We start from the raw sequence: 14,787 nt of genomic DNA on the forward strand, positions 1-14,787 counted from the left end.
TGACTCCTGTAACGGAAAAATTAGCGCACCAGGCACGGACGTTTGTTATCAAAGGTCCAGTTGGGCACAAGGAATTGCATCGCCTGAGCGTCATCGCGCGCGCCCAGGCCGTGTTTCTGATACAGCGCATTGGCCTGCATCACCTGATCCATATCCAGCTCAACGCCCAGACCCGGTTTCTGCGGCACCTGCACCATGCCACCTTTGATCTGGAACGGTTCTTTAGTCAGGCGCTGGTTGCCTTCCTGCCAGATCCAATGGGTATCGATGGCGGTGATCGCGCCCGGTGCCGCCGCCGCCACGTGGGTGAACATCGCCAGCGACACGTCGAAATGGTTGTTGGAGTGCGAGCCCCAGGTGAGGCCAAAGTCGTGACACATCTGCGCCACACGCACCGAACCTTGCATGGTCCAGAAGTGGGGATCGGCTAACGGGATATCGACCGATTGCAGTGACAGGGTATGCCCCATCTGACGCCAGTCGGTGGCGATCATATTGGTGGCGGTGGGCAGCCCGGTGGCACGACGGAATTCCGCCATCACTTCACGCCCGGAATAGCCCTGCTCAGCACCGCACGGGTCTTCGGCATACGCCAGCACGCCCTTCAGTTGTTTGCCGAGCATAATCGCCTCATTCAGCGACCAGGCACCGTTGGGATCGAGGGTAACTCGCGCCTGTGGGAAACGCTTCGCCAGTGCAGTGACCGCTTCAGCCTCTTCACCACCGCGCAGCACGCCACCTTTCAGCTTGAAATCATTGAAGCCATATTTTTCATACGCCGCTTCTGCCAGGCGTACCACGGTATCCGGCGTCAACGCCTCTTCATGACGCAGGCGATACCAGTCGCATTTGTCGTTTTCCTGGTTCTGGTACAGCAGCGAAGTTTTCTTACGATCGCCGACGTAGAACAGATAGCCGAGCATTTCCACGCGATCGCGCTGCTGGCCATCGCCCAGCAACGACGCAACATTGACGCCCAAATGCTGGCCAAGCAGGTCGAGCAGTGCGGCTTCAATCCCGGTGACCACATGGATGGTGGTGCGCAGGTCAAAGGTCTGGGTGCCACGGCCGCTGGAATCACGATCGGCAAAGGTACTGCGCACCAGGTTAAGGATGTTTTTGTATTCACCGACGGTTTTATGCACCACCAGCGCCGCAGCATCCTCCAGCGTCTGACGAATTTTCTCGCCGCCCGGAATCTCCCCCACACCGGTATGTCCCGCATTATCTTTAATGATGACGATATTGCGGGTGAAGAAAGGCGCATGCGCACCGCTCAGATTGAGCAACATGCTGTCGTGACCGGCTACCGGAATGACCTGCATGGATGTAATTTTCGGTGTCTGACTCATTTCCTGCTCCTTATACTTTGCTGCGACCGAAGGCCGGACGCTTACGGTCGAACGACCAACCGGGAACCAGATATTGCATCGCCGTGGCATCATTACGTGCTCCCGCCGGCAGAGATTTGTACAGCGCATTGGCTTGTTGCAGGCGATCCCAGTCCAGCTCAATGCCAAGGCCGGGTTTATCCGGTACGGCGATTTTGCCGTTGCGAATTTGCAGCGGTTCTTTGGTCAGGCGCTGGTCGCCCTCCTGCCAGATCCAGTGGGTATCAATCGCGGTGGGTTTACCGGGTACGGCCGCACCAACATGGGTGAACATCGCCAGCGAAATGTCGAAATGGTTGTTGGAATGACAACCCCAGGTGAGTCCCCAGTCGTCACACAACTGCGCCACGCGTACCGCGCCGCTTAGTGTCCAGAAATGCGGGTCTGCCAGCGGGATATCGACAGCATTCAACATCACCGCATGGTTCATCTCGCGCCAGTTGGTGGCAATCATATTGGTGGCTACCGGCAGGCCAGTGGCGCGACGAAATTCCGCCATCACCTCGCGGCCTGAGTAGCCTTGCTCGGCACCGCAGGGATCTTCCGCATAGGTCAGGACATCCCCCATGCCTTTACACAGGCCGATCGCTTCATCAAGCAGCCAGGCCCCGTTGGGGTCAACGGTGATACGCGCGTCAGGGAAACGTTTTTTCAACGCCACCGCCGACGCGATTTCCTGTTCACCCGGCAACACACCGCCTTTCAGTTTGAAATCTTTAAAGCCGTATTTATCCTGCGCCGCCTCGGCCAGACGCACCACTGCGTCCGGTGTCAACGCCTCCTGATGGCGCAGGTGATACCAATCATGGCTGGCAGCGTCGCCGCTCAGGTACGGCAGATCGGTTTTACGACGATCGCCGATGTAGAACAGATAACCGAGCACAGTCACTTCATCACGCTGCTGACCGGGGCCGAGCAGCTCCGCCACCGGGACGCCCAGGCACTGGCCAAGCAAATCCAGCAGCGCTGCTTCCAGCGCGGCCACCGCGTTGACACGCAGTTCAAACGTCCAGGCGCCTTTGCCAAAGGTGTCGAAATCCGCCGACTGATTGCCTTTGTGCACCTGCTGCACCAGACGGTTCATGCGCGCCACTTGCTGCCCTTTCACTTGCGGAATCGCCTCGACCAGCGTCTGATAAATGGTCTCACCACCTGGCGCTTCACCGACGCCGGTATGTCCGGCACTATCAGTCAGCACCACAATATTACGGGTAAAACAGGCGCTGTGCGCACCGCCGATGTTGAGCAACATGCTGTCGTAACCGGCAACCGGAATCACCTGCATATCGGTGATGACAGGGGTACTTTGCGTATTCATGCTCTGTCCTTATGCCCGATGTTTCAATTCGACACGTTTGATATCCCCGGCAATCACCAGGAAGCTGAACGCGGCGACGAAAGCGTGGATACCGACATAAATCAGTGCCCCTTCAAAAGAACCGGTGGTGGCGATGATGTAGCCAATGGCGATCGGGGTGACAATGCCGGAGAAGTTACCGAACATATTGAACAGACCGCCGCTCAGGCCACTGATCTCTTTCGGCGCGGTATCTGCCATCACTGCCCAGCCCAGCGCCCCGATGCCTTTACCAAAGAACGCCAGCGCCATAAAGAACACCACCACCCACTCAGTTTGGGTGTAGTTACACATCACCATACTGATGGACATCAGCATGCCGACCACAATCGGCGTTTTACGCGCAATGTTCAAAGATCCGGTTTTACGCATCAGGTAATCGGAGATCACCCCTCCCAATACGCCACCCAGGAAGCCGCACACCGCCGGAACTGAAGCGATAAACCCGGCTTTCAGAATCGACATGCCACGCGCCTGCACCAGATAAACCGGGAACCAGGTAATGAAGAAGTAAGTTAAGGCGTTGACGCAGTATTGACCGAGGTAAATACCCAGCATCATGCGGGAAGTCAGCAGTTGTTTGATTTGATAGAACTTTTCACTCCAGCTGACCTTATGCTCGGCCTTTTTGGCATCCATATTGATCAGCGCACCACCCTGCTCCATATATTCCAACTCGGCTTTATTAACGCCAGGATGGTCATTGGGATCGTGGATGACTTTCAGCCAGATAAAACTGATGATGATGCCCAGTCCGCCCATAAACCAGAACACATGCGCCCAGCCCACTTCTGAGGTCAACCAGCCCATAATCGGCGCGAAAATTACCGTGGCGAAGTATTGAGCGGAGTTGAAGATAGCGACTGCCGTACCACGTTCCTGTGCCGGGAACCAGGCTGCAACGATACGGCTGTTACCGGGGAACGACGGTGCTTCAGCCAGCCCCACGAGGAAGCGCAACATAAACAACGAAGCCACAATGCCGAAGCCGCTGAACAGATCGACGAATCCTTGCAGGAAGGTAAACAGCGACCAGGTGAAGATGCTCCAGAAGTAGACACGTTTCGATCCGAAACGGTCGAGCAACCAGCCGCCAGGGATTTGTCCGATAACATAAGCCCATGAGAATGCTGAGAAAATATATCCTAAACCGACCGAATCAAGGCCGATATCCTTGGACATGGCAGAACCGGCAATCGAAATCGTTGCGCGGTCCCCGTAGTTGAAAGAGGTGACGATAAATAACATCACCACAATCCAGTAACGGGCGTTGGTGCGCTTTTGCACCGCTTCCGCTGTCTGGCTAAAACTATTCATGATGCACTCCTGAAATATAGCGGTAGCTACATTCACTCTGACTGCATACACATCGCGTTGGGTATCAGAATGATGTTCGGTTAAACACGGCGATTTTTATATTGGCAATACGATGATGCGTCGTGACGAATAACCTAACGTTGGATAACGAGAGCCAGTATAAGAACAGGCGGGGAGCGAAACACTGGAAGAAAGCCCGATGATTTCATCACCAGGATAGGCATTTTATGGCGTTTGCACATAACGCTGCGGCATGGCTCACGGAACCATCAAAATCGCCCCAACAATGGTCAATTAACGTACAGCTTTCTACCGCTTTGTGAGTCCCTTCACTTGCGTTTGGTTAAACGTACCAAACTGACGCAATAAAATTGCTGAAAGCCAGTCAGTTGCACAATGTATTGGGGAATACCCCTGCATATACTAAGGCTGGCAAAAAAAAGATGGCGTGACGGAAGCAATCAATGACACCGCGTTGCCATGTACAGCGCGGCAGAATGGAAGGTGAGCAATGAACCGACCTCTAAGCGAGAAACCGCTTTATATTAAAGTTCACGATAGCGATAACGTCGCCATCGTGGTGAATAACCAGGGGCTGCCTGCGGGCACCCGCTTTGACGATGGGCTGCAGTTGACTGAGCATGTGCCGCAAGGCCATAAAGTCGCGCTGGTTGATATTCCCTTGCAGGGTGCGATTGTGCGCTACGGTGAGGTCATCGGCTACGCACTGCGTCCCATTGCCCAGGGCAGCTGGATTGAAGAGTCACTGGTGGCGCTGCCCGAAGCGCCCCCCCTCGCCAGCCTGCCGCTGGCGAATAATGTCCCACCTGATTTACCACCACTTGAGGGTTATACCTTCGAAGGTTACCGCAATGCCGATGGCAGTGTAGGAACCCGTAATCTACTCGGTATCACCACCAGCGTGCATTGTGTCGCAGGTGTAGTGGATTATGTGGTGAAAATTATCGAACGGGATCTGTTGCCTCGTTATCCCAATGTGGATGGTGTAGTAGCACTCAATCATCTTTATGGTTGTGGCGTGGCGATCAACGCCCCTGCGGCGGTAGTACCGATTCGTACCATTCATAACCTCGCGCTGAACCCCAATTTTGGCGGCGAAGTGATGGTGGTTAGCCTCGGTTGTGAGAAATTGCAGCCCGAGCGCCTGCTGACCGGCACGCCCGATGTGCAGGCCATCTCGCTGGATGATAACGACATTGTGCGTTTGCAGGATGAACGTCTGGTCGGCTTCGGTGCGATGGTGGATGAGATTTTGCAGGTCGCCGAACGCCATCTGAAGCGGCTGAATCAACGTAAGCGTGAAACCTGCCCGGCTTCTGAGCTGGTCATCGGTATGCAATGTGGTGGTAGCGATGCGTTTTCCGGCGTCACCGCTAACCCGGCTGTGGGCTTTGCTTCTGATCTGTTGGTACGTTGCGGCGCGACAGTGATGTTTTCCGAAGTGACCGAAGTGCGTGATGCTATCCATCTGCTGACGCCGCGCGTGGTCAATGAGGCGACCGGCAAACGCCTGCTGGAGGAGATGGCGTGGTATGACGACTACCTCAGCCTCGGGCAAACCGACCGTAGCGCTAACCCCTCGCCCGGCAACAAGAAAGGCGGCCTGGCAAATGTGGTGGAAAAAGCGCTGGGATCAATTGCCAAATCGGGTCGCAGCCCGATCGTTGAGGTGTTGTCACCGGGACAGCGGCCCACCAAACGCGGTTTGATCTATGCGGCGACGCCCGCCAGCGATTTTGTCTGCGGTACTCAGCAGATGGCATCCGGCATTACGTTGCAGGTATTTACCACCGGTCGCGGTACGCCATATGGTCTGGCGGCAATTCCGGTGATCAAGATGGCGACGCGCAGCGCACTGGCTGAACGTTGGCATGATTTGATGGATATCAATGCGGGCACCATCGCCACCGGCGAGGAGAGTATCGAGCAGGTAGGCTGGCGGTTGTTTGAACTGATTCTGGATATTGCCAGCGCACGCAAGCAGACATGGTCAGATCGCTGGGGCATTCGCAATCAGCTGGCGGTGTTTAATCCGGCGCCAGTGACCTGATCCCCTGATACGTCGCGGCGCGATAAATCGCGCCGTGACGGAATTACAACAACTTACCCCAATTTTCCACCCAGGGTGTGGTCACGGATTCCGGTTCCGGATCTTCCGTCGCATCCACCGTTAACAGATCACCGACGCGTTTGGCACTCTGCTCCTGCAACAGCGCATCAAAGGTCTTACCCGCACCGCAGAAGTTATCGTAGCTGCTGTCGCCCAGCGCAATCACGCCGTAACGCAAGTCAGGTTGATAACCGAGTTGATCTTTCACCGCGTGGTATAGCCCGGCGATACTATCGGGAAAATCGCCCTGTCCGGTGGTGGAGGTAATAATCAGCACCACATCCTGCTGATAGTCCTGCCACTGCGCCAGCGATGGGTCCTCAAATACCTTCACCTCATGGCCCTGCGCCTGCAACACCGGCTCCGCCTCTTCCGCTACCAGCAACGCATTGCCGTAAACTGTACCTACAAAAACACCAATCTTTGCCATCAAGCCGCTCCTTATTCTGTTGGCTTATCCTGGACTGCCTCATCGGCAAACTCAACCCTGGGAACATCAGGGATCTGATCCTGCCAGCCAAACTGGTGCAGCATCTGCTGCCAAACAGAGTCCAGCCCGGCGCGAATCACCAACGGTTCCCCGGTCACTGGATGATCCAGGCTCAGCGCGCTGGCATGCAGCATCAAACGATCAAGGCCAAAATTTGCCGCTGCGCCACGGTTCTGGCGCAGATCACCGTGCGTGGTATCACCAATGATCGGATGGCGCAGATGCGCCATATGGCGGCGCAGCTGATGTTTGCGACCGGTACGCGGCTGCATCTCCACCAGGCTGTAACGCGCGGTGGCATAACGACCAATTGGCACTGGCATCTCGGCGTGTGCCAGCATCTGAAATTCGGTGACGGCCGGTTGCGGCCCGCGCGGTTCGGTAGCGAATTTATCGGCGATCTTATCGAGCTCTTCGACCAACGGATAATCCAGCGTGCCGCTCTCCATCAGCCAGCCACGTAACACCGCATGGTAGGTTTTGCGGATTTGATGTTGCTCGAACTGTTGTGCCAGCAGACGACCAACCTCACTCGACAGGCCCATCAGCAAAACGCCTGAGGTCGGGCGATCCAGTCGGTGTGCGGTAAAAACGTGCTGACCTATCTGATCACGCACCGTTTGCATCACCACCACTTTTTCTTTGCGATCGAGCCAGCTACGGTGCACCAGCCAGCCCGCAGGTTTATTGACTGCGACCAGCCATTCGTCCTGGTAAATAATGTCCAGCATCAGGCGGCAGGTTCCGAAAATAAGGCATCAAGCTGGCGTAACGTCAGCAGCAACATGGGGTGGCCCGGTGTGCCGGGAGGAAGCGCCATTTCATAATAATGCGCGACGGCGAAGTTTTGCGGCAATGGTGCATCAGCGGCAATCAACGCCTGCATACGCGGGATCAATACCCACTGTAACCACTCAAGGGGAGCCAGCGTATCAAGGCAAAAGGGTTGGGTGCTGGCAAACGCTGCCACATCAGGGGATTGCGTCTGCCAGTGGTCGTGTTCGCGCATCACCGCTTCGACCTGCTGTAGCCGCTGCAAAATAAGTTGTTGCGACGACATGCGCCACCTCCAGAGAAAAATCGGGCGGCAAGCATATCACTTGTCGGGCGATGCTCAAAAAACGCATAAAAAAAGGGGAGCACTGTGACTACAGTGCTCCCGGTTCGTTTGCAGCAATCCCGCCACCGCTGTGCTCCCTGCTCATCCGTGACAACTTTTCCTGTGCTTTCCTTCGCTTGTCATCCTGACATTGATCCTTAGCATCCTGGCCCGCCACATCCTGCGTGGCTCTCATTCTCCGTCCTGGAGGTGTCCCTGACTCACTCCTGAGTGTCCTGCTTCATCCTGAAGCCTTCCTTGTGCCGTAAACTCCGTTACGCTCCAGCCCTTGGCTGATATTCTCCTGAACATCACTTAATCCGTGGCTTCCTGCCAGTGGTGACTATTCTGGCAGAAACTATCGCGTAAACAAGATACTAAAAGCCGTTACATCAGTCAGTTATCGAATAATTTTCGGACTGTTGCCATAAACTCATGATTCACAATATTTTTACAAGCCAGACTTCTCAAATTCTTCAGTACAATTTGCCGATCTCTCACACATCATGTGAGAGATCTCTTACACAAAGACGAGCCAAAGTCTGCAATCTACTCGCTAACCGGTTGTAAGTTATTAAGAAATATCTTAATTTCTGGGGATAATACTTCGCGCTTTTTGCTACCAGGATGCTCAAGAATCACTTCACCCGTAAGATTACACAGGGAGATGACATCCTGCTCAGAATCGGTGGTAGCGATAAATAAGGTTGGGCTTTGTTTCAGACGGCGCTTCATGACCAGATGGCCAATCAAATTCTCCTGTAAACGCATGAAGTCATCTTCACTCCAGACCTGTAGCAAAGTGATGTCCAAATGCTGAAAACGGGCGGTCATATCACCGGCAAACTGGGTGGTGTAAAACGCAGTGATATCCGGCTGAAGCTCCAGCTCCAATGCGCGCTCAACGGCAGCCAGCGTGGCGGGTAAGGTAAACGGCTGCGGTCGCCACAGCACGCGATCATCCAGCGTGGTCTGGATACAGGGAGAGGGAACGCCAAACAGATCACTGCTTGCGGGTAAGTGTCCGGTGCGCTGCTGCCACTCATCACAATAACGGGCGGTAAAATCGCGCAGGGCATCCACGGTTTGCTGCATCATTCATCTTCTCGCTTCTGATAGGTTACACTTAGCCACTTTGATGGATTTTAGTGGTAACCGTTATGTCTACTGAACAACAGGATCAGGTATTAAGTGGCCTGACCTTGGGTAAACCCACGGCGTATGTCGACCATTACGACAACTCGCTGCTACAGGCCGTACCGCGCAGTCTCAATCGCGAACCCTTGGGGCTGTTTCCCGATAATCTGCCCTTTCACGGTGCCGATATCTGGACACTGTACGAACTCTCGTGGCTGAACAGCAAAGGCGTGCCGCAGGTGGCGGTGGGCGAGGTGGTGCTGAACGCCGCGAGCCGTAATCTTATCGAGTCAAAGAGCTTCAAGCTCTATCTTAACAGCTTTAATCAGACAGTTTTCGCCGACTGGGGTGAAGTGCGCCAGACGCTGGAACGCGATCTCAGCGCCTGTGCGGAAGGTGAAGTCAGCGTGGCGCTGTTTCGCCTCAGCGAAATCGAAGGCCAGCCGATCGGTCATTTCACGGGTGAGCTGATCGATGAACAGGATATTGAGATTCACGACTATGCGTTTAATGCCGACCACCTGGCGCAGGCCGCCGGTCACGACATTATTGAAGAAACGCTGGTCAGCCATGTTCTGAAATCTAACTGTCTCATCACCCATCAACCTGACTGGGGTTCAGTGATGATTCGTTACAAAGGCCCGCGCATCGATCGTGAAGCACTGCTGCGTTATCTGGTCTCTTTCCGTCAGCACAATGAGTTTCATGAACAGTGTGTTGAACGCATTTTCAATGATATTCAACGCTTTTGCCAACCGGAAGCCTTGACGGTCTATGCTCGTTACACGCGTCGTGGTGGATTGGATATCAACCCGTGGCGTAGCAACGTGCCCTTCTCTCCGGGATTTTCCCGTCTGGTACGTCAGTAACAGATTGCGAGACACCTCGCAGGCCGCGGCATGGATGCGCGGTTCCACTTGAGCATTCACCGCAGACAAGGCTACTCTGTCAAAGGCGCGGGCGGCCAACCGTGCGCGACCAGGGATATTCGTCGCTGTGCTCAGGAAGTTAAGCACAGCGTCATCAGTCACGCGCTGCGTGTAAAGGAGTTCTCTTGATTACTCATATTAGCCCTCTTGGCTCGATGGATCTGCTCTCCCAGTTGGAAGTCGATATGCTGAAACGCACCGCCAGCAGCGACCTGTACCAACTGTTTCGCAACTGTTCACTCGCGGTGCTCAATTCAGGTAGCCAGACCGACAGTAGTCATGAACTGCTTTCCCGCTTTGAAAGCTTTGACATCAACGTGTTGCGTCGAGAACGTGGCGTTAAACTCGAACTGATCAACCCGCCGGAAGAAGCCTTTGTTGATGGTCGGATTATCCGCTCATTGCAGGCTAACCTGTTTGCCGTGCTGCGCGACATCCTGTTTGTTAACGGCCAGCTTTCCGCTGCCGAACGCTTTCAGAATCTGGATGCCGAGGACTCAGCACATATCACCAACCTGGTCTTTTCCATCCTGCGTAACGCCCGTGCGCTACACGTAGGCGAATACCCCAATACCGTGGTGTGCTGGGGCGGTCACTCGATTAACGCGGTGGAATATCAGTACTGTCGTAACGTGGGCACGCAGCTTGGCCTGCGCGAACTCAATATCTGCACCGGTTGTGGTCCTGGGGTGATGGAAGCGCCGATGAAAGGTGCGGCAGTCGGTCATGCACAACAACGTTATCGCGACAGCCGTTTTATCGGCCTGACTGAACCCTCGATCATTGCCGCTGAGCCACCGAATCCACTGGTCAACGAATTGATCATCATGCCGGATATCGAAAAACGTCTGGAAGCCTTTGTACGTATTGCGCATGGCATCGTGATCTTCCCCGGCGGCGTCGGCACCGCAGAAGAATTGCTGTATCTGCTCGGTATTTTAATGAATCCGCACAACAGCGATCAGGTATTGCCGCTGATTCTGACTGGTCCGCAGGAAAGCGCCGATTACTTCCGCGTGCTGGATGATTTTATTGTCAGTACGCTGGGTGAAAGTGCGCGCAAACATTACAAAATCATTATTGATGATGCCGCCGAAGTGGCGCGCCTGATGAAGAAAGCCATGCCGCAGGTGAAAGAGTATCGTCGTGAAACCGGCGATGCTTATAGCTTTAACTGGTCAATTCGTATCGTGCCGGACCTGCAACTGCCGTTCCTGCCCACCCACGAAAACATGGCTAACCTGAATCTGTACACCAACCAGCCCGCAGAAAAACTGGCGGCGGATTTGCGCCGTGCTTTCTCAGGCATAGTCGCCGGTAACGTAAAAGAAGTCGGTATCCGCGAAATCCGTGAAAAGGGGCCGTACAAACTGCATGGCGATCCGGACATTATGCACCGCATGGATGAACTGCTGCAGGGCTTCGTCGCCCAGCACCGCATGAAACTGCCGGGCACCGCCTACATCCCCTGCTACGAAATCATCAAATAACTCAGGAAGGCAGCCTGCGGGCTGCCGCTATCATCATGTCTTTTCATCTCCTTATTGTTGATGCCCTGAACCTGATCCGTCGTTTGCATGCCGTTCAGGGATCACCATGCCGCGATGCCTGTGTGGCGGCGCTGCATCAGTTACTGGGGCATACCCGGCCAACACACGTGGTAGCGGTGTTTGACAGCGCCACACGCCAGCCAGGCTGGCGTCATGCGTTGCTGCCGGACTACAAAGCCGGTCGTCCACCGATGCCGGATGATTTACAGCGGGAAATGCCCGCGATACAGCAGGCATTTCAGGCCGCAGGTTTCAGCTGCTGGATTGCCGATCAGGACGAAGCCGATGATCTGGCCGCGACGTTAGCGGTCAAAATGGCAGATGCCGGACATCAGGCGACCATCGTCTCGACCGACAAAGGCTATTGTCAACTGCTGGCACCGAACATCAGGATTCGCGATTACTTCCAGAAACGTTGGCTGGACGTCCCGTTTATCGAACAGGAGTTCGGGGTGACACCTGTGCAACTCGCGGATTACTGGGGATTGTGCGGTATCAGCAGTAGCAAGATTCCAGGCGTGGCGGGCATCGGTCCGAAAAGCGCTCGAGAACTGATTGGACAATTTGGCTCTCTGGAAGCCATTTACCAACAGTGGGATCAGGTGCCGTCGAAGTGGCAGGGAAAATTGCAATCACAACGTGATATGGCGGAGATTTGCCGCCAGGTCTCGACACTAAAGCGAGACCTGGTGTTGCAAGGCAATCTGAATACGCTGCGGTATAACCCGTAGCATTGAGCTTTAATCCGCCAAAATAATTTGTGCTGCAGGAAGGCGGCAAGTTCGCGAATCCCCAGGAGCTTACATCAGTAAGTGACTGGGATGAGTGAACGCAGCCAACGCACCTGCAGCGCAAAGTATGACGGAGGATTAGCGTTCGTCGCGACGTCCACCCACGGCGGCCCAGATACGGCGCACGTGCACCGTCACTTCTTCACGATCGTGGTACAGCTGACGCGCCTGAATCTGGGCATTGATACCTTGCTCTTTCAAGGTGGCATCGATCATCGCCAGATTTTGCGTCACCTCTTCATAACGCTTTTTCATCGGCAACTTGAGGTTGAAGATTGCTTCGCGACACCAGCCATTGACCAGCCACTCGCTCATCAGACTGGCAACGCGCACCGGTTTTTCCACCATATCGCACACCAGCCAGCTGATGTTGTTACGTGGTGGACGGAAACGGAAGCCATCTTCACGGCAGTGCGTAACCTGTCCGGTATCCATCAGGCTTGGTGCCATTGGACCGTTATCGACCGCGTAAACCATCATGCTGCGTTTCACCAGCTGATAGGTCCAGCCGCCGGGACAAGCGCCCAGATCCACCGCCCACATTCCGCTTCCCAGACGCTCATCCCATTCATCAGCCGGGATAAAGACATGAAATGCCTCTTCCAGTTTCAGGGTGGAACGGCTCGGTGCGTCTGAAGGGAATTTCAAACGCGGGATGCCCATATAAAACGGTGAGTTATTCTGCGGCAGCGAGTAGCCAACATAGCAGGTGCCGGGCGCAATAAAGAACACATGCACCACCGGACGCTTCGGGCTTTCGTAGTTCAGCAGAATTTTATTTTCACGCAGGCTGGCACGCAGCGGCACAGTAAACTTGCGGCAAAATTTGGTCAGCTCTTTGGCTTCGTTGGTGTCCGGCACTTCAACACGCAATTCACCGCCTTTCTCGACGACCCCCGTCAACATTCCGACGATCGGCGAAATACGGTCTTCAGGCGGCAAGTCACGCAGCAATTCACCTACCACCAACATCTGGCGGGCAAAAATCAGTTCAGCAAACGGCAGTTGGCTGATCAGTTTCTCCGCATCTTCCTGTTGGTAGCATTCAAACAACACATAACCAGCATCGTCTTTCACCCGCGGGAATCCATAGATTTCACGCTCGGCGGCTTTCGCACTGATCTCCGCCGCACACTCTTTCTCAAAGCCTGGGCGGCAATAGAGTAAAACTTTATTCATGGCGTTCTGCCTTTCGTTTCAGACGCAGTGCGCCAATCAACATCAAAAACCAGCCAATCAGGAAGCAAAGGCCACCGACTGGCGTTACAAATACCCAAAACTTCAGGTGCGACAGCGCCAGGCAATAGAGGCTGCCGCTGAACAATACGGTTCCCAACGCCAGCATGGCGCTACTCCAGTAAAACCATATATTGGCACGACGCAACATGGCCGATGCGAGGCCAATAATCGCCAGCGTATGATACGCCTGATACTCCAGGCCGGTATGTATCCACGCCATCTCGGCCGGGCCGAGGGATTTGCTCAGTACATGGGCACCAAAAGCACCAAAAGCCACCAGCGTGAAGCCGCTGATGGCTGCAAAAATAAACATGGCACGACTGGACATCTAACAATCCTCAGAGTGAATACGCACGTCACTGTGCAACAATCAACGCGTTAGTGATCGTAGCGAAAACGAAATTTCTCTTGTTCGGTTGCGGCTTTGGCCAGGATCCACTGTCGAAAGGCGGCTATTTTACCCAGTTCTGCCTGACTGTCATGACAAACCAGATAAAAAGCATTTTTACTGACCAATACGTCATTAAAAGGACAGACCAGACGGCCAGCTTCAATTTCGCTCTGCGCCATCACATTATTTGCCAGCGCTACACCCTGGCCGTGAATCGCCGCCTGTAAAACCATCGCACTGTGGCTGAAAATCGGTCCCTGCTGCACGTTAATGTGCTGCAAGCCTAGTTGACGGATATAGGATTGCCAGTCACGGCGCGAGGCATCATGCAGCAGCGTGAAGTGTGCCAGATCAGCCGGAGACTTCAACGGATGGTCGCCCGTCAGCAGCAGCGGCGAGCAGACCGGCAACAAATATTCTGCGTAGAGTTTTTCCACCCGTAGGCCCGGCCAGTTGCCACGACCATAGAAAATTGCCACATCAACGTCATCTGCCAATTTCTCCTCATCACGGTCAACAGCCTGGATACGGACATCAATGCCCGGATAAGCTGTATTAAAGCTGGAGAGACGTGGCACCAACCATTGAATGGCGAAGCTCGGCAGCAGGCTAACCGTCAATGCGCCTTTGGCACTGCGTGCCTGTAATTTACGCGTTGCGTCATTCAGTGCGGAGAAAATTTCCTTGATATCCAGATAGTAGCTTTGCCCTTCTTCCGTCAGCAAAAGCGAACGATTCCTCCGGCGAAATAGCTTAAGACCGAGAAAATCTTCCAGAGATTTAATCTGATGGCTGACAGCTGCCTGGGTAACAAACAGCTCCTCAGCAGCTTTGGTAAAGCTCAAATGGCGTGCCGCAGCATCAAAGACGCGTAAAGCATTCAGCGGGGGAAGGCGTTTTGACATGGTTTTCCGTATCCGGATCAACAGAGTAATACTGCAACTTATAACAAGTCATACGGTATT

At 54.4% G+C, this 14,787-nt stretch carries 14 protein-coding genes; 4 read left to right on the plus strand and 10 right to left on the minus strand.

From position 1 onward, the window contains the following. Positions 1 to 20: 20 nt before the first annotated feature. The 3 genes from gudD to AC6I8W_RS16430 are packed head-to-tail and all read right to left on the minus strand — an operon-like array spanning position 21 to position 4,065. A complete protein-coding gene (gudD, locus tag AC6I8W_RS16420; protein WP_497835857.1) occupies positions 21 to 1,352 on the minus strand; it encodes a glucarate dehydratase in 1,332 nt (443 codons plus the stop codon). 10 nt (positions 1,353 to 1,362) lie between these two features. After that, positions 1,363 to 2,709: an enolase C-terminal domain-like protein gene (locus AC6I8W_RS16425; RefSeq protein ID WP_497835858.1), complete on the minus strand. Its 1,347-nt coding sequence runs from the start codon at positions 2,707 to 2,709 to the stop codon at positions 1,363 to 1,365. Between the two features lie 9 nt (positions 2,710 to 2,718). After that, the gene (locus tag AC6I8W_RS16430) at positions 2,719 to 4,065 is read right to left on the minus strand and encodes an MFS transporter (protein WP_497835859.1); all 1,347 of its coding nucleotides are present in this window, start codon (positions 4,063 to 4,065) and stop codon (positions 2,719 to 2,721) included. A 511-nt stretch (positions 4,066 to 4,576) separates the two neighbouring features. Between AC6I8W_RS16430 and garD the strand changes: the two genes are divergently transcribed. Further along, positions 4,577 to 6,136, plus strand: a complete 1,560-nt coding sequence (gene garD, locus AC6I8W_RS16435) for a galactarate dehydratase (protein WP_497835860.1) — start codon at positions 4,577 to 4,579, stop codon at positions 6,134 to 6,136. A 43-nt stretch (positions 6,137 to 6,179) separates the two neighbouring features. On the opposite strand, the gene AC6I8W_RS16440 is transcribed toward garD, so the two are convergent. From AC6I8W_RS16440 to syd, 4 genes are all read right to left on the minus strand, one after another. Continuing rightward, a complete protein-coding gene (locus AC6I8W_RS16440; RefSeq protein WP_497835861.1) occupies positions 6,180 to 6,626 on the minus strand; it encodes a flavodoxin in 447 nt (148 codons plus the stop codon). Positions 6,627 to 6,637: 11 nt separating this feature from the next. Then, on the minus strand, positions 6,638 to 7,417 hold the full coding sequence (gene truC, locus AC6I8W_RS16445) for a tRNA pseudouridine(65) synthase TruC (RefSeq protein WP_497835862.1): 780 nt from the start codon (positions 7,415 to 7,417) through the stop codon (positions 6,638 to 6,640). Continuing rightward, positions 7,417 to 7,746 carry a YqcC family protein gene (locus tag AC6I8W_RS16450; RefSeq protein ID WP_480365406.1) on the minus strand — a complete coding sequence of 110 codons (330 nt, stop codon included), beginning with the start codon at positions 7,744 to 7,746 and terminating at the stop codon, positions 7,417 to 7,419. Before AC6I8W_RS16450 ends, truC begins: the two co-directional genes overlap by 1 nt. 588 nt (positions 7,747 to 8,334) lie before the next feature. Continuing rightward, complete coding sequence (syd, locus tag AC6I8W_RS16455; protein ID WP_497835863.1) at positions 8,335 to 8,883, minus strand: SecY-interacting protein; 549 nt, start codon at positions 8,881 to 8,883, stop codon at positions 8,335 to 8,337. Positions 8,884 to 8,945: 62 nt separating this feature from the next. Here syd and queF point away from each other — a divergent pair, with 62 nt between their 5' ends. The 3 genes from queF (at position 8,946) to xni (ending at position 12,132) form a co-directional block, all read left to right on the plus strand. Continuing rightward, positions 8,946 to 9,791 (plus strand): NADPH-dependent 7-cyano-7-deazaguanine reductase QueF, encoded by an 846-nt coding sequence (gene queF, locus AC6I8W_RS16460; protein ID WP_497835864.1) that lies wholly within the window; start codon positions 8,946 to 8,948, stop codon positions 9,789 to 9,791. Positions 9,792 to 9,976: 185 nt separating this feature from the next. Beyond that, positions 9,977 to 11,341, plus strand: coding sequence for a nucleotide 5'-monophosphate nucleosidase PpnN (gene ppnN, locus AC6I8W_RS16465; protein ID WP_497835865.1), 1,365 nt, complete (start codon positions 9,977 to 9,979; stop codon positions 11,339 to 11,341). 35 nt (positions 11,342 to 11,376) lie between these two features. Beyond that, the gene (xni, locus tag AC6I8W_RS16470; protein WP_497835866.1) at positions 11,377 to 12,132 is read left to right on the plus strand and encodes a flap endonuclease Xni; all 756 of its coding nucleotides are present in this window, start codon (positions 11,377 to 11,379) and stop codon (positions 12,130 to 12,132) included. A gap of 138 nt (positions 12,133 to 12,270) precedes the next feature. Here xni and rlmM read toward each other — a convergent pair whose 3' ends face one another. From rlmM to AC6I8W_RS16485, 3 genes are read right to left on the minus strand one after another with little or no spacing between them, the layout of a single operon-like run. Then, a complete protein-coding gene (rlmM, locus tag AC6I8W_RS16475) occupies positions 12,271 to 13,371 on the minus strand; it encodes a 23S rRNA (cytidine(2498)-2'-O)-methyltransferase RlmM (RefSeq protein WP_497835867.1) in 1,101 nt (366 codons plus the stop codon). Further along, a complete protein-coding gene (locus tag AC6I8W_RS16480) occupies positions 13,364 to 13,759 on the minus strand; it encodes a DUF423 domain-containing protein (protein WP_480365418.1) in 396 nt (131 codons plus the stop codon). The genes rlmM and AC6I8W_RS16480 overlap by 8 nt, the downstream gene beginning before the upstream one ends. A gap of 50 nt (positions 13,760 to 13,809) precedes the next feature. After that, a complete protein-coding gene (locus tag AC6I8W_RS16485) occupies positions 13,810 to 14,727 on the minus strand; it encodes a transcriptional regulator GcvA (protein ID WP_013510265.1) in 918 nt (305 codons plus the stop codon). Positions 14,728 to 14,787: the final 60 nt, after the last annotated feature.

It is taken from the genome of Pantoea sp. X-Soil-TKNS-1211, from assembly GCF_059730495.1.